At 34.0% G+C, this 26,431-nt stretch carries 18 protein-coding genes; 11 read left to right on the forward strand and 7 right to left on the reverse strand.

Features of this window, described 5'->3' with window-relative positions; genetic code table 11:
- Positions 1-117: 117 nt before the first annotated feature.
- The 9 genes from DMB68_RS22240 to DMB68_RS22280 all read left to right on the forward strand — a co-directional run bounded on the left by DMB68_RS22240 (position 118) and on the right by DMB68_RS22280 (position 16,688).
- Positions 118-1,146 (forward strand): LacI family DNA-binding transcriptional regulator, encoded by a 1,029-nt coding sequence (locus tag DMB68_RS22240; protein ID WP_110348825.1) that lies wholly within the window; start codon positions 118-120, stop codon positions 1,144-1,146.
- Between the two features lie 467 nt (positions 1,147-1,613).
- Positions 1,614-4,706 carry a SusC/RagA family TonB-linked outer membrane protein gene (locus tag DMB68_RS22245; protein WP_110348826.1) on the forward strand — a complete coding sequence of 1,031 codons (3,093 nt, stop codon included), beginning with the start codon at positions 1,614-1,616 and terminating at the stop codon, positions 4,704-4,706.
- 11 nt (positions 4,707-4,717) lie between these two features.
- Entirely contained in the window at positions 4,718-6,337 is a 1,620-nt protein-coding gene (locus DMB68_RS22250; protein WP_110348827.1) for a RagB/SusD family nutrient uptake outer membrane protein, read from the forward strand.
- Positions 6,338-6,365: 28 nt separating this feature from the next.
- A complete protein-coding gene (locus DMB68_RS22255) occupies positions 6,366-7,490 on the forward strand; it encodes a SusE domain-containing protein (RefSeq protein ID WP_110348828.1) in 1,125 nt (374 codons plus the stop codon).
- A gap of 61 nt (positions 7,491-7,551) precedes the next feature.
- Entirely contained in the window at positions 7,552-8,736 is a 1,185-nt protein-coding gene (locus tag DMB68_RS22260) for a glycoside hydrolase family 76 protein (RefSeq protein WP_165830192.1), read from the forward strand.
- A 160-nt stretch (positions 8,737-8,896) separates the two neighbouring features.
- The gene (locus DMB68_RS22265; RefSeq protein WP_110348830.1) at positions 8,897-10,702 is read left to right on the forward strand and encodes a glycoside hydrolase family 2 protein; all 1,806 of its coding nucleotides are present in this window, start codon (positions 8,897-8,899) and stop codon (positions 10,700-10,702) included.
- An 11-nt stretch (positions 10,703-10,713) separates the two neighbouring features.
- Entirely contained in the window at positions 10,714-13,005 is a 2,292-nt protein-coding gene (locus DMB68_RS22270) for a GH92 family glycosyl hydrolase (RefSeq protein WP_110348860.1), read from the forward strand.
- A 41-nt stretch (positions 13,006-13,046) separates the two neighbouring features.
- Positions 13,047-14,477 (forward strand): glycoside hydrolase family 125 protein, encoded by a 1,431-nt coding sequence (locus DMB68_RS22275; RefSeq protein ID WP_110348831.1) that lies wholly within the window; start codon positions 13,047-13,049, stop codon positions 14,475-14,477.
- Positions 14,478-14,507: 30 nt separating this feature from the next.
- Positions 14,508-16,688, forward strand: coding sequence for a GH92 family glycosyl hydrolase (locus tag DMB68_RS22280; protein ID WP_110348832.1), 2,181 nt, complete (start codon positions 14,508-14,510; stop codon positions 16,686-16,688).
- 84 nt (positions 16,689-16,772) lie between these two features.
- Here DMB68_RS22280 and DMB68_RS22285 read toward each other — a convergent pair whose 3' ends face one another.
- A complete protein-coding gene (locus tag DMB68_RS22285) occupies positions 16,773-17,144 on the reverse strand; it encodes a hypothetical protein (protein WP_110348833.1) in 372 nt (123 codons plus the stop codon).
- Between the two features lie 322 nt (positions 17,145-17,466).
- On the opposite strand from DMB68_RS22285, the gene DMB68_RS22290 reads away from it, so the two are divergent.
- Positions 17,467-18,789, forward strand: coding sequence for a sugar porter family MFS transporter (locus tag DMB68_RS22290; protein ID WP_110348834.1), 1,323 nt, complete (start codon positions 17,467-17,469; stop codon positions 18,787-18,789).
- 157 nt (positions 18,790-18,946) lie between these two features.
- On the forward strand, positions 18,947-19,765 hold the full coding sequence (locus DMB68_RS22295; protein ID WP_110348835.1) for an alpha/beta hydrolase: 819 nt from the start codon (positions 18,947-18,949) through the stop codon (positions 19,763-19,765).
- Positions 19,766-19,804: 39 nt separating this feature from the next.
- Here DMB68_RS22295 and DMB68_RS22300 read toward each other — a convergent pair whose 3' ends face one another.
- Genes DMB68_RS22300 through DMB68_RS22325 form a run of 6 tightly spaced genes read right to left on the reverse strand, consistent with a single transcriptional unit; the run spans position 19,805 to position 26,265 of the window.
- Positions 19,805-20,311, reverse strand: a complete 507-nt coding sequence (locus DMB68_RS22300; RefSeq protein WP_110348836.1) for a hypothetical protein — start codon at positions 20,309-20,311, stop codon at positions 19,805-19,807.
- A 1-nt stretch (position 20,312) separates the two neighbouring features.
- Positions 20,313-21,263: a hypothetical protein gene (locus DMB68_RS22305; protein ID WP_110348837.1), complete on the reverse strand. Its 951-nt coding sequence runs from the start codon at positions 21,261-21,263 to the stop codon at positions 20,313-20,315.
- Positions 21,247-21,771, reverse strand: coding sequence for a hypothetical protein (locus DMB68_RS22310; RefSeq protein ID WP_110348838.1), 525 nt, complete (start codon positions 21,769-21,771; stop codon positions 21,247-21,249). The genes DMB68_RS22305 and DMB68_RS22310 overlap by 17 nt, the downstream gene beginning before the upstream one ends.
- Positions 21,764-22,951: a hypothetical protein gene (locus tag DMB68_RS22315; RefSeq protein WP_110348839.1), complete on the reverse strand. Its 1,188-nt coding sequence runs from the start codon at positions 22,949-22,951 to the stop codon at positions 21,764-21,766. Before DMB68_RS22315 ends, DMB68_RS22310 begins: the two co-directional genes overlap by 8 nt.
- Positions 22,951-24,855, reverse strand: coding sequence for a type II secretion system protein GspD (locus DMB68_RS22320; protein ID WP_110348840.1), 1,905 nt, complete (start codon positions 24,853-24,855; stop codon positions 22,951-22,953). Before DMB68_RS22320 ends, DMB68_RS22315 begins: the two co-directional genes overlap by 1 nt.
- Before the next feature lie 3 nt (positions 24,856-24,858).
- Complete coding sequence (locus DMB68_RS22325) at positions 24,859-26,265, reverse strand: GspE/PulE family protein (RefSeq protein WP_110348841.1); 1,407 nt, start codon at positions 26,263-26,265, stop codon at positions 24,859-24,861.
- Between the last annotated feature and the right edge of the window lie 166 nt (positions 26,266-26,431).

Below are 26,431 nucleotides of genomic sequence, written 5' to 3' on the forward strand. Positions count from 1 at the left end.
ATGTTAGAAGTAGTTTTTGATAAATGTTTAAATTACACTAAATTAGATTTTAACAATACACTATAACTTTAGTATATTTGAACCCAATTTGTGGATTAAATTTAAAAATGATTCTTGATGAAAAAGAAACCTGTTTCTATTAGAAATATTGCTGACGAACTAAAAATATCTGTTACAACTGTATCATTTGTTTTGAATGGTAAGGCAAAAGAAAAACACATTTCTAAAGAACTTACTAAGAAGGTTTTAGATTATGCAAAATTGATTAACTATAAGCCAAATCAAATTGCACAGAGTCTCCGTACGGGAAAATCAAAAATTTTGGTTTTTATGGTTGAAGATATTTCAAATAATTTCTTTGCCAAATTAGCTCGTATTTTTGAAGATATTGCGTATGATAAAGGATATAAAGTAATTTTCTGCAGTAATGAAAATGATGATGAGAAATCTAATGAGTTGATTACTTTATTTAATTTTCGTCAGGTTGACGGATTTGTTATCGTCCCTTCACCAGGTATAAAAAATACTATAGAGAATTTAATAAAAGACAATATACCTGTTATATTGTTAGACAGGTTTTTTGATGGATTGGATTGTAATAGTGTTGTCATTGATAATGAAAAAGCTTCGTTTGATGCTACCCAGCACTTGATAAACAATCAATTTAAAAACATTGGCTATGTTACAATTGCTCCGGATCAGACCCAGATGGAAGGCCGTCTTTCTGGTTATCTAAAAGCAATAAACGAAAACGGTTTAACGCCCCACACACTTGAAATTCCTTATGATCAGGTCTACAAAGGAAAAGGTAAAGAGCATATCAGAAAATTTTTTGATGAAAAGAAAGATTTAGATGCCGTGTTTTTTGCAACCAATTACCTGACACAGACAGGATTGGAAATTTTTAAGGAAAATAATCCAGCCTTAATAAATGAGCTTGGAATTATTTCTTTTGATGATAATGATATGTACAAAATTTACAGTCCTACCATAACATCAGTTTCTCAGCCGCTAAATGATATAAGTACTAAATTAATGGAAATTATGCTGCCTCTTTTAAAGAAAAAAGATGTAACAGAAACAATTCACAAAGTCATGGTTAATGCTGAACTTATTGTACGCGAATCTTCCTTAAAAAGAGAATAGTTTTTATTTTTTTTTAACGATATCCCTTCTAATCTGATTGTCAATGCTAAATTGATTATCAGATTTTTTTTTATTATTTAATTTCTGACAGTATCAGGTTTTAGATATTACTCTATGATTTTCTTTTGATTGATTTTTCATCGGGGTTTATAACGTTTTCGTTGATTTTTATTGAATTATACTCAATTTATTACTTCGTTTTAACGTATGCTTTATAAAATTAACATAAAATTTATATTTAGTAAAAAAAATTTTGTTTTACTAAAACGTTTTAGTATGTTTGCTATGAATTAGTTGCTTAATTAATTGTTTGGCTTTTGATTTAAGGATTTACCGGGATCTTTTAACCTTCAAAAAAAGTTTACAATTTTGGCTATACTTTTTAATAATAGTTTTTTTTTAATTTTAAAAAAGAACGTTTTCTAAAGTTAAATACTAATTTGATTAAAAACTAACCTAAAATTTTTATGATGAAACAATCAAATTGCAGAAAGAAAAGAATGCTTCTCATGCGTTTCTTTCTTACAAGTATTCTCTTTTTTGGCGGATATGTTTATTCTACCGCCCAAAATCAAAACACACAAGTTACCGGAGTTATTACTTCAAAGTCAGATAACTTGTCTCTTCCGGGGGTTTCTGTTATTGATGTAAGTGAGCCTAAAAATGGAGTTAATGCAGATTTTGACGGACATTACTCCATAACATTAAAAAATGGCAGTGGTACATTACGATTTACTATGCTGGGATATAAGCCAGTCGAAGTAAAAGTAAATAACAGGACTTCTATAAATGTTGCTATGGACTTAGATGTATCAAGTCTGGATGAAGTTGTTGTGGTTGGTTACGGGACTCAAAAAAGGAGAAAGGTTATTGGTGCAGTAGACCAGGTAAACAGCAGCGCTTTTGAAGGAAGACCAAGCGTTAATGTAACTCAGGCATTACAGGGAAAGGCTCCTAGTTTAATAATCCAACAGAACAATTCTGAGCCGGGTGCGGGCTTGAATATCAACATTAGAGGTATAAGTACGTTAGGGAACAATAGCCCATTGATTGTAATTGACGGTATTGTAGGAGGAGATATCAATGCCTTAAATCCTGCTGATATCGAAAGTGCGAATGTTCTTAAAGATGCTGGTAGTGCAGCAATATATGGTTCAAGAGCTAGTAATGGTGTTCTTCTTATAACCACCAAAAAAGGAAGTAAAGGCAAGCCAATGACTGTGCAATTTAGCAGTCTTGTTGGATATAACAATCCATTTTTCTTTACCAAACCAGTGCATGGTTATGAAAATGCAATGCTGAGAAATGAAGCAGCTTTTAATTCTGATGCAGCAAATGCAGTATTTACTTCAGAACAAATTGCTGAATTAAAAGCAAAAGGGGATACAGAATGGTTTGCAGAAGAAATTGTAAAACCTGCCCTTCAGTTAAATCAGACTCTTTCAGTTTCGGGAGGTAGTGAACACTCAACTTATATGGTGTCTTTAGGATATTTAGGCCAAGAAAGTAATTTTGTAGGTCCTAAAAAAGGGATGGACCGCTATAATTTCAGAATAAATCTTACCAATGACTTCGGTAAGCTTAAACTGACGTCTATTTTAGCCTATTCAAAACAAAAAATCACAGATCATTCATCAAGTACAGGTACACTAATGGTAGATGCTTTCAGGGTTCCATTATACTATACACAAAAAGATGAAAATGGAAATTATCTAACAAACGATGTACTGCAGCAATTCAACTCTTTAGGTATTTTGGAGCAGGGAGGTTTTAGAAAATATGATAATGACGATCTTTTCGGATCATTAAATGCCGAATTTAAATTAACAAGTTTTCTAAAACTTAAGGGAGTTTTCGGAGGACGCTTGTGGAACGGAAGCATGTACAGCAGAACAAAACAAGTTGATTTTCTGCCTCAGGGAGTGTATGGTGCTGACAGGGACACGAGAGATGAATCCAGAAAAAGCCTTGACCTGAATACACAATTTATGCTGGAGTTTAATAAATCTTTTGCAGGTGTTCATAACGTTGGTGCATTAATTGGAGTTTCGAATGAAAATCATTCAGACAGAGGAATTGGAATTTATAAAAAATTCACAGATCCTGATTTAGGTACACCTACAAGTGAAACTGTTATTGGTGAGAATTCATATAACTCTAATGGCAGTTCAGGTAAAAATAGTCTAAATTCTCTTTTTGGACGTCTTACTTATGATTATAACGATAAGTATTTTGCTGAATTTAGTTTCAGATATGATGGTTCATCAAAATTCAGGGATGAAATAAGATGGGGTTTCTTTCCATCTGCTACTGTAGGTTATTCGCTTACTAAAGAAGACTTTATGGAAAACTATAGAGACAAGATAGGGAATATCAAACTGAAATCTTCTTATGGAGTTCTGGGGAATCAAAACGTTGGTAATTTTCAATATCAAACGACATATTTTACTTTTCAGAATGCGTACGGGTTTAACAATTCAGGTGTAAGCGGTACAGGATATAATTTCTCAAACCCTGATCTTCAATGGGAAAGAGCTGCAACTTTTAACGCGGGTATTGAAGCAGATTTCTTTAAAGGAGCTTTAAGTTTTTCTTTTGATTTTTTCGACAAAGTTACATCAGATATTCTTCTTCCTCCACAGGTACCAGGTGTTTATGGTACAGGCCTTCCTGATTTTAATTCGGGCAAGCTAGGTAACAGAGGATGGGAAATTAGTGCTACTTACAGACATAAAGGAAAAGCTTTAAATCAGAGTCTGACTGTTAATTTTGGGGATTCAAAAAACAAAGTTCTTGATTACAATGGTGGAGATGAAAGATTGACAGGTGTAGAAGAGCTTCAGGTTTTGCTTCGTGAAGGATTACCTTTTAATTCATACGTAGGTCTAAAAAGAGATGGATACTTCCAAAGTTGGGAAGAAATTCAGGGAGCAGCTGTTCCTGAAGGATTATCTGTACAGCCAGGTGACAACCGTTATGTAGATGCTAATAAAGATGGTAAGATTGATGATAATGATAAATTCATTTTTGGGAATCCTTTTCCGAGATACACATTTGGAGTAACTTATACTGCGGATTACAAAAATTTTGATCTAAGTATTTTTATTCAGGGTGTTGGAAAAAGAACTATGATGATCAGAGGGGAACTTGTTGAACCATTTCATTACAATTACGGTATGACGATGTATACGCATCAACTGGATTACTGGACACCCCAAAATCCTGATGCAAGATATCCGCGTTTGGCAAACAACGGAACACAATCTAATACGAATAACTTTAGAAGAGGTTCAGATATGTATTTATACGATGGTGCTTACGCCAGACTTAAAAATATTCAGTTAGGGTATTCACTTCCAAACAGTGCAGCCGAAAAATTAGGTATGAGCCGATTCCGTATGTATGTATCAGGGCAAAACCTGCTTACATTGTCGAAGGTAAAATTTGTTGATCCTGAGCTTTCTGAATTTAATAACAGCATGTCTCCTTCCGGAGCAAATAGCGGAAGAGCATATCCAACACAGGCTTATTACGGGATGGGTATTGATATTAGCTTTTAAAAAAAACGAAAATGAAAAATATACTTAAACAAATAAAATTCATACCAGTTGTATTATTGCTCCTGGTAAGTTGCGAGGATCTTGATCTTGTGCCTGAAAACCAATTTACCGATGCCACGTACTGGACAAGTGTAGATAAGGCACAGACATTTCTTAATACGGCATATTCACAAATGCAAAACAGTTCCAATTTCTTTTACAATGAAGCTTTGTCAGACAATGCTTATAATGGAAGAGGGGACAATGCAGGAGCTGCATCTATTGCGGCAGGAATTTATGATCCGTCTTTAGGAAGACTAAAAAGTGAATGGAATGATAGATATGCAGGAATTAAGACCTGTAATCTTATAATAGAAAATATTGATCGTGTACCTAATGCTGATCAGGCTGTAATTGCAAGAATGAAAGCAGAGGCACGTTTTCTAAGAGCATTTCAGCATTTTCAGTTAACAACATGGTTTGGAGATATTCCGCTTCTTAAAAAAGACCCTTCTCTTCAGGAAGCAAAAACAATAAGCAGAACTCCGCACGCTGAAGTGGTTGAATTTATATTAGATGAACTTGATGCTATTATTCCTGCATTGCCAAAAAATACGCAATTGGCTGAGGCTGAAAGAGGAAGAATTACTGTGGGTGCTGCAGCTGCTTTAAAAGCAAGAGTGTTATTATACGAAAGCAGATGGCAAGATGTTATCGAGACAACAGAGGACTTCATGGCAATGACTTACGGACAATATAGTCTTTTTCCATCTTATGAAGGTTTATTTCAGGCTCAGAACGAATATAACAGTGAGGATATTTTGAGCCTGCAATATGTACTTGTAGACAGAATGTGGGGAGAATTTTTTGATATGGCACCTATATCTGCAGGAGCAAGGTTAAATGCATTGGCTCCAACTCAGGAATTGGTTGACAGTTATTTAATGCTTAACGGAAAAAGAATTAACGAAGCAGGATCAGGTTACAATGAAAACAATCCATACATTAACAGAGATCCTAGACTTACAGGGACAGTAGTATATGATCAGTATATTTGGAAAGAAGGAAATGGAAGTTCTCATATTATTAATATTAAGCCAGGTGTGTCACCAGGGAATCCTGATGAGTATGTACAAGGATCATCTGCAACTCCAACAGGATATTACACACGCAAATATTATGATACACAGCATTTAACTTCTTTGAATTCGGGATTAAACTTAATGCTTTTCCGCTATGCTGATATATTATTGATGTATGCAGAAGCTAAAAATGAATTAGGCCAAATGAACAGTACTGTTTGGGATCAGACCATTAAGGCTATCAGAACACGTGCAGGTTTTACAGATGCGGCAGCTTTATCATTTGACAGTTCATTAAATCAAACGGGTCTTCAGGAAATCATAAGAAACGAACGTCGTACAGAATTTGGTATGGAAGGCTTAAGAATATTTGATATCAGAAGATGGAAAATAGCCGAAGATGTATTAAATGGTTATGCACACGGAGCAAAATTCGGGCCTTCATCAGTTGATAATGGTTATCTAAGAGTCAACTTAAGAGCTTTTGATCCGGATAAGCATTATTTGTGGCCTGTACCAAGAGACGAACGCTTGATTAACACTAATTTATCTCAAAATCCAAATTGGTAATTCTAATTAAACCTAAAAACATATAAAGATGAAAAATATATATTCAAAATTATTAATGATTGTATGTGCAGTATTTCTTGTAAGCTGCGAGAATGATGATTCAATGAGTCACACAAAGGTAAGTGCAGTTAAAACGCTTTATTCACCTGAAAACAATAAATTTTATGATCTAAACGCACAGAGTTCTGCAGTGTTCGAGTGGGAAGGAGCCAAAGCAGAAGATAATGGAGTAGTGCTTTATGATGTAGTTTTTGACCGTGTAGATGGAGATTTTTCTAATCCTGTTTACGTTATGCCTTCTGATGGTAAAGGATTTCAGCCAAGTTTAAATCTTTCTTTTACAGATTTGAACAAGATTGCAAAATTGGCAGGTATAGAATCAGAAACCCTTGGGAAATTAAAGTGGACTGTTTATTCTTCTAAAGGAATAAATGTTCAAAAATCTACAGTTTCTAATGTAATTGAAATACTAACACCTAGTGGGTTTCCTGCTCCAGATCAGTTATTTATTACTGGTACAGGTTCTGAAACCGGAGATGTAACAGCAAATGCACAAGCTTTCAAAAAAACAGGTGCTAATACATTTGAAATATATACGAAGCTGCAAGCGGGTAGTTATAAATTCATAACAAGAAAAAGTGGTACTCCTGAAGTTTTTTACATTAATGATGGTAAATTAAAACAAGATGGCACTACATCTTATACTGGAGATAGTAAAGTATATAAAATTGCAGTTGATTTTACTAATGGTTCAACTACTATGACGGAAATAAAAAAAGTAGAATTATGGTTTCCACCGTTAAGCCAGTATCTTTTTGAATATACTTACGCAGGAGGAGGAATCTGGAAAGCGGATAACAAACTTATTACATTTAAACAAGAATCATGGGGTAGAGATGAGCGCTATAAATTTAGGTTTACAGTTGTAAATGGTACTACTACAAGTGAGCAATGGTACGGAAGTACAAAAGGAGACAACAACAGACCAGATGCAAACACTCCGGCTTCATTTTGGTACATGGTCCCTGTAAGCAATGATTTCTGGGCTAACAGTTTCAAATTTTCAGGTGCAGTAGACAACAAAAATGTAAATGCAGTAATTAACTTTAGTGCAGCTACACCAGCTTATACACACAGTTTTACAATTTTATAAATAAAACCATGACGCCTCCTGAGGATTGTCTTCGGGAGACGTTATTTAAATGAATTATATTATGAAAAGATTTTTTTCAAAAAGTTATAGTATTCTATTTTTATCTATTGTAGGATTGGGATTAATGACCGTTTCATGCGAAGATGAGGCAATTCCATTGCGAGATCCTAATAATTCAGGAGGACAGGAATTTGAATACACCTGGGTGAAAACTGCAGATTCTTTACAGCTTTCTACTTATAATAATTATTTAGGATCAAACGGTACTTTTATACAAAACAATACAGGAAACAGCACTTTTCATTATTGGCCTAATGCCCACGTTTTGGATGTTTTGGTGGATGGTTATTTAAGAACTGGAGATGCAAATTATCTTCCTAAAATGAAAGCATTACTAGTGGGTATTAAAGTAAAAAACGGTAATACTTATAATAATGACTTTAATGACGATATGATTTGGTTGGCACTTTCAAGCCTTCGTGCATATAGTGCTACACAAGATCAGGAATATAAAGCCGTTGCCGATTATTTATGGGGAAGAATAAAATTAAGCTGGAGCGACAATGTTTTTGGAGGAGGAATTACCTGGAAGCAAAATACTCCAAAACAAAAAAATGCTGTGTCTAATGCTCCTGCAGCAATCGTTGCAATGAGACTTTATGATATCGATAAAAAACCGGAAGATTTAGAATGGGCCAAGAAAATTTATGCATGGCAAAAAGCTAATCTTGTCGATCCTGTTACAGGAGCCGTTTGGGATAATATATCAGAAGAAAATGGTGTAATTAAAACTAATAAAGATTGGGTATTTACTTATAACATGGGTACATGGATAGGCATAGGTTTAAGATTGTATAAAGAAACAAACGACCAGACTTATCTTAATGATGCTGTAAAATCCGGAAGAAACGTTTTAGTTAATCCAAAATTAATTTCAGAAGGTCTTCTTAGAGATGAAGGTCAGGGAGATGGAGGTTTATTTAAAGGTATTCTGGTACGTTATTTTACTGAGCTTACCCAGCATCAAACAATCAATTCTACAGATAAAGAAAAATTTGCTGCTTTCCTGAAATTTAATGCTGTGACCTTTTATAAAAAAGGAATCCAGAGACCAGCTATGTTTTCTGGTAATAACTGGAAAGTGGCTCCTGCTGCCGGTGCAAATACAGATCTTACAACGCAATTAAGCGGTGTAATGCTTATCGAAGCAGCAGCAAAATTGGATAAAGACGGAGATTTTGATTAAATAAAAGTGTTTGTTTTTGTGTTGGTAATTTTTGTAACACCTGAAGGAAATGAGCAGCCTTCAGGTTTTATAATATCTGTCTGACTGAAATCAAATTATTACTATAGAAAAATCACCTCATTTTAAAGCACACGCTAAAATTCAAAAATAAAATATTATAATGAAAAATAAATTAACCATTCTAATTTTCTTTTTTGCAGGATTTGCATGTATTGCACAATGGAAACCACAAGGAGATAAGATAAAAACAAAATGGGCAGAACAGGTCGATCCAAATCATACACTGACTGAATATCCACGACCTATAATGGAAAGGGAGCAGTGGAAAAATCTTAATGGCTTATGGAATTATTCAATACAACCCGTTGGACAAGCAGCACCAAAAGGATATGACGGAAAAATACTCGTTCCTTTTGCAGTTGAATCAAGCCTTTCGGGAGTAATGAAATCTGTAGGCTCAGAGAAAGAGATTTGGTACGAAACTGACTTTACATTAAACAGTAATTGGAAAAATAAAGATATTTTATTGCATTTTGGAGCAGTTGACTGGAAGACAGAGGTTTGGTTGAATGATGTAAAAATTGGAACTCATACCGGAGGTTTTACACCATTCAGCTTTAATATTACACCGTTCCTTAATGGAAAATCACAAAAATTAGTGGTAAAAGTTTGGGATCCTACAAGTGACGGAACACAGCCAAGAGGTAAACAGGTTAAAAATCCGGAATCAATTTGGTACACACCTGTTAGCGGAATCTGGCAAACAGTCTGGTTAGAACCGGTAAGCAAAAAGTATATTAATAATTTAAGAACCACACCTGATGTTGATCGTAATCTCATAAGTATTATACCCGAAGTTAAAGAAAGTAATGCAGGCGATATCATTGAAATTACAGTTTTTGATGGCATAAAAGCAATCGCTTCTGAAAAAGCAGTTGCAGGTCAATCTTTGGATATAGTACTTAATAATCCAAAATTATGGTCGCCTGATTCTCCTTTTTTATATGATATTAAGGTTAAATTGATTAGTTCAGGCAAAATCGTTGATGAGGTAAAAAGTTATTTTGCAATGCGTAAAATTTCTTCAAAAAGAGATGAAAATGGTATTGTTAGAATGCAGCTCAATAATAAAGATTGTTTTCAGTTTGGACCACTTGATCAGGGCTGGTGGCCTGACGGATTATACACTGCTCCAACAGATGAAGCATTAAAATACGACATAATCAGAACTAAGGAATTAGGCTTTAACATGATTCGTAAACACGTAAAAATAGAACCGGCAAGATGGTACACGCATTGTGATAAAATGGGTGTTTTAGTATGGCAGGATATGCCAAACGGAGACGCAGGACCAATTTGGCAAATGCACAACTACTTTGATGGGAACGAATTAAAAAGAACTGCGCAATCTGAAGAAACATATAGAAAGGAATGGCGCGAAATCATGGATCATTTGTATTCTTATCCAAGTATTGTGGTTTGGGTGCCATTTAATGAAGCCTGGGGACAGTTTAAAACGGTTGAGATTACAGAATGGACTAAAAACCATGATCCAAGCCGACTGGTTAATTCTTCAAGTGGAGGAAATCATTTTCAGACGGGAGATATGTTAGATATCCACCACTATCCAGGGCCTGAATTAAAATTGTATGATGCACGCCGAATCACGGTTTTGGGAGAATACGGTGGAATAGGTTTTCCGGTTACCGGACATTTGTGGCAAACCGATAAAAATTGGGGTTACACTCAATTCAAGAATATTGATGAAACAACGGCTAAATATAAAGAATATGCTGATAAGCTAATTGCATTGGCAAAAGTTGGTTTTTCAGCTGCCGTATATACGCAGACAACTGATGTAGAAGGAGAAGTAAATGGTTTTATGACTTACGATCGTAAGGTTGATAAAATGAATTTTTCTGAAGTAAGCAAGATAAACAAGGAGGTAATTAATTCTATTAAATAAAATAAGTTTTGATAAAAAATAAATACACTTTTGCATTAGTATTTTTTGCCTTTGTTTCTGTTAAAGCACAAAATGCAAAAATAATTATGCCACAGCAGCCTGTTGATTGGGTCAGTCCTTTAGTAGGAACTGATTCTGATTACGGCATTTCAAACGGAAATACGTATCCTGCAATTGCAATGCCGTGGGGAATGAATTTCTGGACTCCGCAAACGGCTAATATGGGTGATGGCTGGGCTTATACGTATAAGTCAAGCCGGATTAAAGGTTTCAAACAGACACACCAGCCTTCGCCATGGATGAATGATTATGGTCAGTTTTCAATCATGCCTGTTACTGGCGAATTAAAATTTAAGGAAGAAGACAGACAAAGCTGGTTTTCGCATAAAGCCGAAACCGTTACGCCGTATTATTACAGCGTTTACCTGGCAGATCATAATGTAACAACAGAAATTACGCCAACAGAAAGAGCAGCGAGGTTCAGGTTTACATTTCCGGAAACTGATAAGGCCTACGTTGTTATTGATGCATTTGATAAAGGATCTTACGTAAAAATTATTCCGGCTGAAAGAAAAATTATTGGTTACACAACCAAAAACAGCGGTGGTGTTCCGGAAAATTTCAAAAACTATTTTGTCATTATTTTTGATAAAGATTTTGAGGTAAATTCAACTTTTAACGGAGCTATTTTAGGGAATGCTTTAGAAATGAAAGCAGATCATGCAGGAGCTGTAATTGGTTTTAAAACTAAAACAGGAGAAAAAGTAAACGCTCAGGTTGCTTCTTCTTTTATTAGTTATGATCAGGCTGAGTTAAATTTAAAGGAAATCGGAAACAGTAATTTTGATCAGCTTAAAGAAAAAGGAAAAGCAGTCTGGAACAAAGAATTGAGCAGAATAAAAGTAGATGGCGGAACACCGGATCAAATAGGAACTTTTTATTCCTGTTTGTACAGATCGCTTCTTTTTCCAAGAAAGTTTTATGAATACGATCAAAACAAAAAAGTGGTGCATTACAGCCCGTATAACGGAAAGGTTTTGCCGGGTTATATGTTTGTTGATACTGGTTTCTGGGACACTTTTAGAGCTTTATATCCTTTTTTAAATTTGATGTATCCCGAACTGAATACACAAATGCAGGAAGGTCTTTCAAACGCATTCAATGAAAGTGGCTGGCTTCCAGAATGGTCCAGTCCGGGATTACGAGATATTATGGTCGGAAATAATTCGGCATCCATTGTATCCGAAGCATATTTAAAAAGCGGTAAAGTAAAAAACTACGATATCGAAAATCTTTACAAAGCACTATTGCATGGCGCTAACAATGCAGGTCCGTTGAGAGCTGTAGGACGTGCCGGAGTTGATTCTTATAACGCTTTAGGATATGTTCCTCATGATGAAATTCAAGAAAGTGCAGCCAGAACATTAGAATATGCTTATGATGATTTTGCTATTTATCAATTGGCAAAAGCGTTGAATAAACCGCAGTCAGAAATTGATTTGTACAAAAAGAGAAGTTTAAATTACAAGAACCTTTTTGATCCAAAATACAATCTGATGCATCCTAAAAATAAAGACGGCAAATTTATGGAGCCATTTGATCCTTTTCAATGGTTTAATGGTTTTACTGAGGGCAACAGCTGGCATTATTCGTGGTCCGTTTTTCATGATGTACAAGGTTTAGTTGATTTAATGGGAGGGAAGCAGATATTTGTTTCGCAATTGGATAAAGTTTTTTCGTCACCTCCAGTTTTCGCTACGGGAAAATTTAATGGAGGAGTAATTCATGAAATGAGAGAAATGCAAATTGCAAACATGGGGCAATATGCACATGGAAATCAGCCAATTCAGCATATGATTTATCTTTATAATTATGCAGGAGAGCCGTGGAAAGCACAATATTGGGTAAGAGAAACCATGAACAGAATGTACCACGCAACCCCTGATGGTTATTGCGGAGATGAAGATAATGGACAGACTTCTGCCTGGTATGTTTTCTCTTCTTTAGGATTTTATCCTGTTACTCCGGCTTCTGATCAATATGTTGTAGGTGCCCCATTATTTAAAAAAGTGACTATTCAACTCGAAAATGGCAAAACCATAACCATAAATGCTGCTTCAAATAACAATGAGAATCGATATATTAAAGGAGTAAAACTGAACGGAAAAGTTTATTCGAAAAACTGGCTGAGCCATTCAGAACTAATGAAAGGAGCAACACTTGACTTCGATATGTCTGAAACTCCAAATACCAAAAGAGGAATAAACAAAGAAGATTTTCCATACTCATTATCCAATGAATAAAAGAAAGTTCTTTTTTATACAATTTTAAAACTTACAAAAAAATGCAAAGAAGAAAATTTATCCAAAACGCTGCTTTATTTAGCAGTTTAGCCCTTATTGATCCTATGGAAATCATTGCCGGAACAAAGGCAATCAAAGATTTTCCGATTGTGAGAGTGCCAAAAGGCAAAAGAAATTTTGAAAGCGAATTTATTGAAAAAACAATTGTAGAGTTTCAAAAGAATGTAAAGGATAAAGAATTAGGATGGCTATTTAATAACTGTTTTCCTAACACTCTTGATACAACGGTGACTCACACTCAGAAAAATGGACGACCTGACACTTATGTTATTACAGGAGATATCGATGCTATGTGGCTAAGAGACAGTTCTGCGCAGGTTTGGCCCTATATGGCTTTTGCCGGTAAGGATTTAAAATTAAAAAATCTTATTGCAGGTGTTATAAACAGACAGACAGAATACATACTGAAAGATCCGTATGCAAATGCCTTTTATAACGATCCAAACAAAAAAGGGGAGTGGACGACAGATCATACAGATATGAAACCGGGTGTCCACGAAAGAAAATATGAAATTGATTCCCTTTGCTACCCAATCAGGCTTGCTTATAATTATTGGAAGAACACAGGAGATGTTGCCCCATTTGATGAAAATTGGGTAAAAGCGATCAAATCGACACTCAAAGTTTTCAGGGATCAACAACAAAAAGACGGTAAAAACCCATATACTTTTCAAAGAACAACACAGTTTGCCACTGACACAAGGCCATTAAGAGGTGCTGGATATCCAGTAAAACCAGTTGGCCTTGTTTGTTCTGCTTTCAGACCAAGTGACGATGCAACTGTTTTTTCTTTCCTTATTCCGTCTAACTTTTTTATTGTAGCCAGTATGAATCAGGCTGCAGAAATGTTAGAGGCTATTAAAAAAGATACTGCGACTGCAAAAGAATTAAGAGATTTAGGAAATGAAGTAAACAAAGCTATTAAAGAACATGCAGTGGTTAAACATCCTAAATATGGTGACATTTTTGCATTTGAAGTAGATGGTTTTGGAGGTCATTTGCTTATGGATGATTCGAATGTACCAAGTTTATTAAGTCTTCCATATTTAGATGCTATAGACGTAAATGATCCAACGTATCAGAATACCCGGAAATTCATCCTTTCAGAAGATAACCCGTTTTTCTTCAAAGGAAAAGCTGCCGAAGGAGTCGGAGGACCACATTGTGGGATGGATATGATCTGGCCAATGTCTCTTGTAATGAGGGCTTATACAACTTCTGACCAAAATGAAATAAAAGAATGTATCAGAATGCTTAAAGGATCACATGGTGATACTGGTTTTATGCACGAATCTTTCCATAAAGATGATGCTAAAAACTTCACAAGATCCTGGTTTGCGTGGACAAATACTTTGTTCGGAGAATTGTTATGGGATACGTATAAAAAGAATCCAAAATTACTGGAACTGTAATAATTTACCGACTTTTTAAATTCTTATAAAATGATAAAATTTCACAAGAATATTGTTCTTGCAGCCCTTTCTATGTCATTTTTTGGCTATAATGTGGCAGCACAGAAATCAGGCGGTGGTCTTTCAAAAGGGAAATATACAGCTTTGGTAAATCCGTTTATCGGAACAGCACCTTTGCTTGATACCAAAATAATAGGATATACGCCTCCGGCAGATATGCGTGTTTGGGCAGGTTTGGTATTTCCGGGGTCATCAGTGCCTAATGCTATGGTGCAGTTAAGTCCTATGACAAAATACAGATCGGGTGCAGGATACGAGTATGAAGACACCGATATTTTAGGGTTTACGCACACCAATAAAGGACATTGGAATTTGTGTCATATTCCGCTTTTGCCGGTTCCGGACGGAGCAGCTTTCCCATACAAATCATCTTTTAGTCACGATCAGGAAAAAGCAAGCCCTGCTTATTATGAAGTATATTTAAAAGAGTATAATGTTCAGGTAAAGCTAACATCAACTTTACGTTGCGGTGTACATGAATATACTTTTAAAAACAATAAAGGCAGAAAAGTACTTTTTGATTTAGGAAGAGCGAATAACCGTGTAGATGACTGGCAGATTAAACAGGAAGGATCAAATGCAGTAAGTGGTTTTCAAAGAACCGGAGGCGAAAAAATATACTTTTATGCGACCTTAAGCAGTCCAATTGAAAAGCTAGACACCAAAGATCTTGCTAAAAGCGGTGGCTATACCTTAGTAAATATTAAAGATGGAGACACTAAACCGGTTACAGTAAAAATTGCCTTATCGTTTGTAAGTGTCGAAAATGCAACTGAAAATTTGAAAGCTGAAGTAGGAGAAAAAAGTCTGTCAAAAGTTTTTAATGAAGGAAGTACGCTGTGGGAAAATCTTCTTTCTAAAATTCAGGTTAAAGGCGGTACTGAACAACAGAATGTTATGTTTTACAGTATGCTTTACAGATCGTTTTTATGGCCTGCCTTACGAAGCGATGTAAACGGTCAGTTTACGGATGATGCCGGAAAAGTACGTAAAGAAAATTACCATTATTATACACTTCCTTCATTGTGGGATGATTATAGAAATAAATTGGTTTTATTGAGTATTTTTTCACCTGAAGTCACCGCTGATATTATTAGCTCTATGATTAACGAAGGAGAGATTAAAGGCTTTATGCCTACATTTTTCCATGGAGACCACGCAGCATCTTTTATTGCAGGTTCTTACATGCGTGGAATTAGAAATTATGATGTTAAAAAAGCCTATGAATTATTATTGAATAATGCGTATAAAGAAGGTGGAACAAGACCTCATATCTCAGAATATATTGCAAAAGGGTATGTTCCTGAACAGGATATTAAGGATCCAAAAATAGAGACAAAAGGAAATGCAGGGGTTACTAAAACTTTGGAATATGCTTACGATGATCACGCACTTTCATTATTAGCTAAAGAGCTAAATGACACAGAACATTATAACGATTTGGTTAAACGTTCTAAAAATTATGAAAACGTATTTGATGAATCGACTACTTTCATGAGAGGAAAACTTGAAGATGGAAAATGGGTTACGCCATTTAACCCTGAATTTCCGTACTATGAGTACATGTACAGGGAAGCAAATGCATGGAACGTATCTTTTTATGTACCACACGATATGCCTGGATTGGTCAAGCTTTATGGAGGAGACAAACCTTTTGAAGCTAAACTGGATGAATTGTTTACAAAACCATGGAATCCAAATTATATTGCCTGGAATATTTCCGGATTTATAGGACAGTATTGTCATGGAAATCAGCCGGCTCATGAAGCTCCGTTTTCGTATTATTTTGTAAACAAACCTGAAAAGTCGCAAAAGAGAATTGACGAGATATTAGCAACAATGTATGGGATTGGTCCTGAAAAACTTGCCCTGAGTGGTATGGATGATGCGGGTGAAATGTCTTCGTGGTATGTGTTTGGAGCACTTGGACTTTACCCGTTATCGCCTGCCGATCCGGAATATATTGTAACAGTTCCAATTTTTAAGGAAGTGGTCTGGACAACACCTGCCGGAAAAAAAGTGACAATAAAAAATCCTAATGAAAAAAGAGATTTAGAAGCCATTAAAGTAAATGGTTCTAAAATTGACGGTTACTTCATTCCGCATGATTTGTTTAAAAATGGCGGTGATATACAAGTTATAACCAAATAATAAAATTAAATAAAATGTAGAAGCCGTTTCAAAATATGTTTTGGAACGGCTTCTTTTTTGCATTTATAACGAATTAAAATCCGTTTACTCTTTATTTGAGTTTAAATCATTTTTATTTTCATCATTAGTACTATCGTCGTCTTTATTTGTGATATTTTCCTGCTTCTCTGATTGTGTTTTATTAGTTTCAAAATCATTTTCAGGGTGTTTAAGATCTTCAATAAATTCTTCCTGATATTGATATGGATCTTCATCTCTCGCATAATTATCATTGTCAACGAGTGTATTTTGATCTATATAATCAGGATCACTTTCTCCAAATTCGGTTTTATTTTCTTTATTAGCTGCCGGCTGAGAATGAGTTTCATTTTGAATATCACTACCATCAACAAGTGTATTTTGATCAATAAAATCCGGATCTGTTTGGCCATATTCGTTGTTGTTTTGATTTTCCATGATATTGTTGTTTTAGAATATTATTTGTTTTAGTCTCTTTTGACTTTACTATTTTACAAATTTATTCTAAAGAATTGATGGAGGTATTACAGAAAAATAACTTATAGTTCCATAATTAATAGGAACTTATTCAAAGACAAATACTTTAAATAAAAAATATCTGGGATTTAACTTATAATTGAAATAATCATTTTATTTTTTAAATTAATGTAATTTATTTAGTAGTTGGATAGCGAAAAATTATATATTTGTTACTTTACTAAATCGTTTTACTATATTCGGATCCTTAGGAAAATAAAAACTACTAACTAACCACCTTATTATGAATAAAATACTTTTATGGTCCATTACCGCTGCTTTGGCCGGTTTCTTATTTGGATTTGATACCGTTGTAATTTCCGGAGCTGATAAAAAATTACAGGAATTATGGCAAACTTCAGATGTTTTTCATGGATCTGTAGTAATGGCAATGGCTTTATGGGGAACAGTTTTGGGAGCTATCTTTGGAGGTATTCCAACCAATACCTTAGGAAGAAAGAAAACACTGATCTGGATTGGTATTTTATTCTTAGGTTCTGCCATAGGATCTGCTTTTTCAAATGGTCCGTGGACTTTTGCATTTTTCCGCTTTTTGGGTGGATTAGGAATAGGAGCGTCAACGATTGCTGCACCGGCATATGTTTCTGAAATTGCTCCTGCAAAAGATCGCGGAAGATTAGTATCATTATATCAGTTTAATATTGTACTGGGAATTTTAATGGCTTTTTTATCTAATTATTTGTTGAGAGATGCTGGTGAAAACGCATGGCGATGGATGGTTGGAGTGATGGCTTTCCCGGCTTTTTTTTATACTGTTATTGTTTTTACTATTCCGGAAAGTCCAAGATGGCTTTTGTCAAAATCAAGAATTGCTGATGCTAAGGCTATTTTAGAAAAAATTGACCCTACAGCAAAAATTGAAGATTTAATGCAGGAAATGCATATTGGAGAAAGTGACAATGAAGCAATAAAAGGGGAAACAATATTTTTAAAGAAATACAGATTTCCGCTACTTTTGGCTTTCTTAATAGCGCTGTTTAATCAATTTTCTGGTATAAATGCATTTTTATATTATGCCCCAAGGATTTTTGCCGAAGCAGGACTAGAAGAAAGTGCTGCATTAATAAGCAGTGTAGGAATTGGAATCACGAATCTTGTATTTACACTATTTGGAGTATTTCTGATTGATGTTTTAGGGAGAAAAGTGTTAATGTATATTGGCTCTATTGGTTATATTATTTCTTTAGGACTTGTATCAGTTGCTTTTTTCTTAAAATGGCAGGGTATGCAGGTTCCTCTTTTTCTGTTTTTGTTTATTGCTTCACATGCGATTGGTCAGGGTGCTGTGATTTGGGTTTTTATTTCTGAGATATTCCCTAATCATTTAAGAGCCAGTGGTCAGGCCTTTGGTTCTTCTACGCATTGGGTTTTAGCAGCGATTATTCCATCTGCGATCCCTTTTTTATTTTCGACAATTGGTGCGGGAGTTGTTTTCCTGATTTTTGCTGTGATGATGGTATTTCAATTGCTTTTTGTGATTTTTATAATGCCAGAAACTAAAGGAAAATCTTTGGAGGAACTTCAGGAAACGATTTTAAAGAAGTAATAAATTGATTAAAATTTGTAATCATATAACAATAGAACATTAAAGTAATTAAATATTTTTTTGATTTATAAACCTTAACAATTGCAAGTTTTAACTATTTTAGTTTTATTTTTTTGGAGTTATAAATCAGATAAAAAAGCACTTGAAAATTTAATAAATGAAACTTAAAAATATATTCTTTTTCCTCATTTTTTGCACATCCGGTATGCTGAAAGCTGCAGTAATTGATACTGTCCAAACATTCAGCAAGTCCATGGAGAAGCAGATTAAAGCAATAGTAATTACGCCGGATAGCTATTCAAAAGGAAAACAGTTTCCGGTAGTTTACCTATTGCATGGCTTTAGTGATAATTATAAAGCGTATGTTACGAAAATGCAGGGAATAGAAAAATGGGCGGATACTTATGATATCATAATTGTATGTCCTGATGGAGGATTTAGCAGCTGGTATTTTGACAGTCCTGTTGATCATAAAACGAAGTATGAAACCTATATTTCTAACGAACTGGTAAACTGGGTAGACAAGAATTACAAAACTATAAAAAATAGTAACGCAAGAGCCATAACCGGTCTGAGTATGGGAGGACATGGTGCACTTTATTTAGCGCTACGCCATCAGGATGTTTTTGGAGCAGCGGGAAGTATGAGCGGAGGTGTCGATTTTCGTCCTTTTCCTGATAATTGGGACATTCCTAAACGTTTGGGAAAATATTCTGAGAATCCTGAAAATTGGGAGAAAAATACAGTTGTAAATCTGTTGAATTTATATAAACCAAAAGGTTTAGCACTGATTATTGACTGTGGAACAGAAGATTTCTTCTATGCTGTAAATACAAATTTGCATGAGAAATTGAGATACCTAAATATTTCGCATGATTTTATCAGTCGTCCCGGGGCTCATGATTGGAATTACTGGAGTAATTCTATTAAGTTTCAGTTATTGTTTTTTAATAATTTCTTTAAAAAAAATATCTAAAATAGTCTTGAATTAAATGAATCTTGGATAATAAATAGATTAATTATTCAAAAGGATCATTTTAGTTTCAGAGTTAAAGCTAACCTCAATGGAGTCTTTATATTTTTTCTTAATTGTAAGGCCATTTTGAGGCTCATTCAGTTTTAATTTATATAATTTAGAATCTATTTTTAACAATACCAATTCTTTATCTTTTGATTTTAAGTAACCATAATACTGGAGTGCAGGCCAGCTGATATTGGTCTGTTTTTTTTGTACAGGCTGAACTATTGCTTTTTTGACAGAATTATAACTGATGGCTTTTTTGCTAACGGCTACAATGGCAGTTTTTTGAAATTCTTTATTCAGAAAGGGATCCCGATTTATTTTTTCTAATTCAAAAGTATCTTTATTGATTTGTTTGATCGATACATTATATTTTTGATCCTGGATTGTATTACTAACTTCACTGTCTGCAAATTGACGGTAAAGCGCTCTGTAGCCTGCAGTTCCCCATAAGCCTAAAACTACCAGAATTAGTATTATATTAATTTTCTTTTTAGCCATTTTAATTTACAGTAAATTTATATCCTGTGCTGTTAGTGCCACTATTACCGGCCCCATCAATAGCTCTTACCCTCCAATAATATATTCCGGTTGTGGTAAATGTTCTTTGAAGTGATGTTGAGTTACTGTTTTGTGTTTGAATATTAGTATTAAAATCGCTGTCATTTGCAAATTCTACTATGTAAGTAACAGGCGATTTAGAAGTGCCAACATCAGCAGCTATGCTCCAGGTAAAAGTGATATTAGAATTGACTGTTTGAGTTGAATTGTCTGCGGGTAATGAGTTTTTTGGCTGATTAGGAATAGTGGTGTCAATATTAAATTTTCTAAAAGAGTATTGTCTGGTTTCACTTTCATCATTTTTAGCAGTTAAACGCCATTCATAATTTCCATCTGATAAAGTGATCAGGTCAAGTTTGATACCTGTGTCAGTTAAATTTGATTTTGAGAATACCTCCTCATTTGTCGCTGTATTTATGACTTTAACATTATAGCTAGTGGCTTTGTCAAGAGCTTTCCAGGTTAGGGCAATATCAATAAAATTAAAAAATTCATTATTTTCAGGACTTGATAAAACAACTTGTTGATTAGTTAAATCATCAGGGATGACAGTTGAAAAATTAGTAGGAGATGAATAAATAGATTCATAAGCATAATTTTCACCTCTTACACTCCAACTATAACTTCCTGTTTCCAGAGGTAAGGTTAAATTGGTCTTTTCAGTTAGTGAATCAAGCAATAAAATCTCGTCTTCATATATCTGAATTCGATATTTATCAGCTCCCTCAAGACTGGCCCATTTAAAATTTACGACATTACTTTCTATGGTTGTATCTTCTGTTGGAGAAATAATCTGAACAGTATTATCACTAATGTCTTCTTCCAAAATATCATCACATGAATAAGTAAGGATTGCTAATGCAATGAATATTAATTTATTTATTGTTTTCATAGTTTTGAAAAATCATTTTTAGATGTAAAACTTCAGACTTGTTATTCTTTTTGGTTGTGTAGAAATTCATACTCACCATTCTGGAAAGGCTGAATTTTTTTTCAAAATCATAGGCCAGAGCCAGAAGCTGATTACTGTTTCCTGTTACGTCCAGCTGATTGGTGATAATATGATAATCATCTTCAGGGAAATCGTGTATGGGCTTCAGGTCACTTATTGAAACAGCAGGAGCATTTTCTGATGCAAAACTTACTATGCCTTGCTGTACCATTTCTTTTGTGGTTCCTTCCTTTCCAATAATTTTATCTAAATAGGCAATGTCTTTGGTTAGGCCATCTGTGTTTTTTGCTTTTTTGTTAATATCATCAGCTTTTTTCGAAAGTATTCTATATTCACAAATTACATCAAATAAAGTATGAAATGATCTTTTATAGGCTGTTATTGACAGTATACAAAAAAGGACGCCCAAGGCATAAAATTTTTGTTTATAGGAATAGTTTTCAAACATTTTTAATCGCTATTTTTATTTCAAAAATGGTTTTGTTTTTCTTGTCTTTTTTTAAGCTGATAATTTCAAAACGCTGCAGCCATTTCATTTTTTTTAAATCTTCCAGCCAGTTATTAAAGGATGCTTCCTGAAAAGTTTCTCCTTTAATGATAATGGTTTTAGTTTCAAAAAAGGCTTTTTTGTTTTCTTTGTACTCTTCCTTTAGCGGAATGATATTTAATTCGTTTAAAGAAACATTTGAAGGTATCGATTGGATGATTTCGTATCCGTAATAAGAGAGAAATTTAGAAGACAAAACTCCGGATTCTTTTAAAATGCTGAGTTTTTTTTCTTTTTGAGCTTCTAAATCCAATATCAATTGATAGGACTGATTTGAGTATACTGTCTGCAGATTCAATTCGGAATTTTTTGTTCCATAATACTGAATCATAAAATAGCTGACTAATAACGAAGTTAGAAAGCTTATTAGTATGGCAACGCCAAAAATTCCAAAAGCTTTTTTATAAATTAATTCTTCACTGTTTAGAGTTGGATTTGTAGTTTTTGAAACTTCATTAGGTTTAACAAAAAAATGAATAATGGCACCGTACAAAGGTAAAAAGACATTAGAAACAGTTTCTTCTCCAACCTCATAATTGATTGATTTGATCTCTTCATTTTGTTTGCTGAAACTAACGAGTTTTTCATTTTCAAATTCTAATCGTAAATCAGTGGAAAACAAGGTATCTTTTTTCACGACATTATTAAGTAAGGCCGCCAAAAATGAACCAATGTAAACATCAATTACCTGAAATCCTTTTTTTTGAAATTTCGAAATGGTTTCCTCAACAATGTTTTTTCTGCAGAAACTAATAAAATTAGATTTTAGTCCTTTTAAATCAGTAAAATAAATAGCATTATGGTCAATGTTTTTTTGCCAGCTTACATCAGCTTCATTATCAAAATCGATTTCTTTATTTAAAACTCCTTTTCCTTCGATAACAATTAAAACAGGCAGTTTTTTATCTGTTGATTTGTTTAATTCTTCAAGGGTTTCAAAAGTCTGTTTAGTGACTATAGAAATCTTGTTTGCTTTCTTTTTAATAGTCAGCAAATTATAGATATCATAATCTTCTCTTTTGATTACACCAACAACATTTAAGTCGGTTATTTTTATAAATTTAGATAAAGTAGCTAACATTAATAAATAACCGTTGGTTTAATAAAAATATGAAGTTTAGAATCACTTTTGCCTTTTTTTCTACTGCTAAAAAACCATTTGATAACAGGGATTCTTGATATTAAGGGAGTCCCAGTTCCTGAGTTTTCTTTTTTCAGTTCATCTAAACCGCCCAACAAAATCATTTCACCATTTTTAACCCTAACCAAAGATTCAAACTTTTGAGTAGCTTTTCCGGGAGGAGCATCTTCACCGGCTCTGGCTAAAAAGGAACTTTTTTCTACAGCAATAGTCAAGGTTACGTTTTCATCGGTAGAAACGTATGGTTTTATCGATACACTTAAATTAGCATCGGTTGATTTCCATGTTCCGGAATTTAAGATATCATTTCCGATGTTGCTGTTTATTAGTCGGTTATTTTGTTCAAAATAATAGCTGGTTTCTCCAATTGACAGTTTTGCTTCGTGTCCGCTTATGGTGGCTATCTTAGGTGTAGATTCAATTTTTAGAGCCGAATTACTTTCTAAAAGTTTCAGGTTGAGATAGAATGATTCGGTTACTTTTCCTAATTTAAAAAGACCAAAACCATTAAAAGCATCAATTAAGCTATTTACGGAAGTGCCATTTAAAGTCATATCAGAGTTGGGAAATAATACTCCGCCGGTCTGAACCGAATTTATTTTGTCTAAGCCCGCTTTCATTCCGGTCTGAATGTCATAGGATTTATTATATTGTACGATGATAACTTCAATTTGTACCATCGGCACAACCTTATCAATTTGCTTGATGTATACTTTTAATTCTTCCAGGATAGATCTTGATCCCGAAACAATTAATCCGTTTAACTCTATAAATTCTTTTATTTCTAATTTTTCCGAAAAGACTTTTGGTAATGTATTGATGATAGATTCAATCGATCTGTTTTCTAACTGGATCATTTCGGTTATTCTTAATCCTTCCGTAGCTTCTTCACCAATTAAATATAAATTATCTTGTTTTTTAAAAGTATATTTTTTCCCTTTAAAGATGTTTGCCAGCAATTCATCAAAGGTAATGTTGTCAGCAGAAAGTGTCGTTTTTTCGTTTTCGGGCTTATTGTATAAAAAATAATTAATGTGCAGTTTTTCTGCTGCTTCGGTTAATAAATCAGAAGCATCGGCCATGTATGCATTAACCTGTAAAAAACCATTTTTATTGATATTTACTTCATAAAAACCGGGAACTCCAAGACCTACTTTTGGTTGTTTTGCTTTAGCATTGGTGCTTACTGTATTTATATTGGCAATTGTGTTTTTTTGTAGAAAATAAAATCCGTTGTCATCTTTAACAGCAGATAAATCGTTTGATTTTGCCATCATCTCAATCACCTGATCGAAAGAACGATTCAGGATATAAGAAGAAATCCGGATGTTTTTTATATCCTGTGCGAGAATCACATTCTTGCCCGATTTATCAATAATCGCTTTGGCTACGGCGGATAAAGTGTCGTTTTCTACTCTTACTGATAAAAAGTCATTTTCAGGATTGTACGTAACATCTATAATTTTAGGTTGCTTTTTTGGAACAACAGTTATAATTTTTCTTTTTTTGAAAATTATGATATTGTTCATAAAGGAAACTTCAAGATCATATTTCTGAGCAAGATGAATGAAAACATCTTTTACCGTAACATCAAAGAAATTATTGGCTACAGGCTGGTTCAGTTCTATATCAACGTCAATATTTAGCTGATGTTCCTCTGCTATTGAAGAAATAAAATCATGAAGGGTAAGTCCTGAAACATCAATTTTAATAGTTTCATTTAATCCTTTTTTTTGTATGGAGAGTTCGTCAAATTTTCTACTTAATTCAACAATATCCTGCTGGGCTACAAGAATGTTGGTAAAAAATAACGCAGTTAGTACGCAAAGAACCTGTTTAAGCATTTATTATATGTTTATTAAAATTGAATATATTTCTTCCAGAGAAGTTTCTCCGACGGCTAAAATCTCAAATGCTTTTTCGGGCAGTGATTTATAGCTCTTATCATTATTATATAATTTGGTAATTGTATTATTTTTGATTGCTTCGGCAATTTTGTTGTCAATATTTAATATTTCGTAAATAGCTGTTCTTCCTTTATAACCTGTATGAAAACATTGATTGCAGCCCACAGGTTTGTAATAAGAGGAGATTTCAAAAGGAAATTTAAAATTGAGAGGAAAATCTTTAGGATTGCTGATTGTTTCTTTTTTGCAGTTATCGCAAAGTTTTCTAACCAGTCGCTGGGCTACAGACAAATTAAGGGTTTCGGCAATTAAGTAGGAGGGAACTCCCATGTCAATCAGCCTTGATATTGTTCCTATTGCTGAATTAGTGTGGATAGTTGATAAAACCAAATGTCCCGTCAATGAAGCACGAATTGCCATTAAAGCAGTTTCTGAGTCACGAATTTCTCCCAGCATGATTACATCAGGATCCTGACGTAAAAAAGATTTTAATGCAGAAGAAAATGTTAAGCCAATATCTTCCTTAAGCTGTACCTGATTAATTCCTTTTAAAGTATATTCAATAGGATCTTCAACGGTTACAATATTTCTTCGGCTATCGTTGAGTAATCTTAAAGTAGCATAAAGTGTGGTGGTTTTTCCTGAACCGGTTGGACCGCTTATCAAAATAATTCCGTTAGGTTTTTTTACAGCTTCAAGGTAGCTTTCTAATTCTTCTTTTTGAAGTCCTAAAGTACTCAGGTCTATATTTGATGCATCCTGACCTAAAAGACGCATTACTATTTTTTCTCCAAATAATGTTGGTAAAATAGAAACCCTGATATCAAATGATTCATTGGTAATTCTTCCGTCTTGTGGAAGCCTTTTTTCGGTAATGTTTAATTTAGCTTTAATCTTGACCTTGTTAACTAATTCAAGATAATTATCCCGTTCTATTTTATAGCGTTCAATTAATTGACCGTCAATCCTGAACCGAATTCGGGATGAATCTTCATAAACTTCAAAATGAATATCGCTGCATTTTAAGGATTTTGCTTCGGTAAGCAGGTTTTCAAGAAAATCGCCCTTATCTACATTTAAGGATTTGTTTGAAGTTAGGGCTCTTTCCTTTCGGTAATATATAGACAATGCTTTTTCTATTTCGGCAGCATTTACAGGATGAAAAACAATGTTTTTTCCCAAAAACAATTCTAATTCGTCTTTAGCGTCTTCATTATTATTAGCATCATCAACGTATAATTCTAAAGTGTTCTCAAGTAATGTTTTTGGCAAAACACGATACTGGTTGGCCAAATCATTAGAAACAGTATGCTGTATTTCAGGAAGGATTTTGATTTCTTGTTCCATTATAATAAAGTGATTTTCTGAAAATCAATTAAGCTGTCTTTCAATAGTATAATGAATAAAAATAAAGCCGAAAACCCTGCTAACGGAACACTTTCTTCTTTAATAAACTTCTTCAGTCCCAATTGCATCAAAATCGCAAATAGCATGGATAAAATAAAATATAAAA

The organism is Flavobacterium hydrophilum (assembly GCF_003202405.1).
Lineage (GTDB): Bacteria > Bacteroidota > Bacteroidia > Flavobacteriales > Flavobacteriaceae > Flavobacterium > Flavobacterium hydrophilum.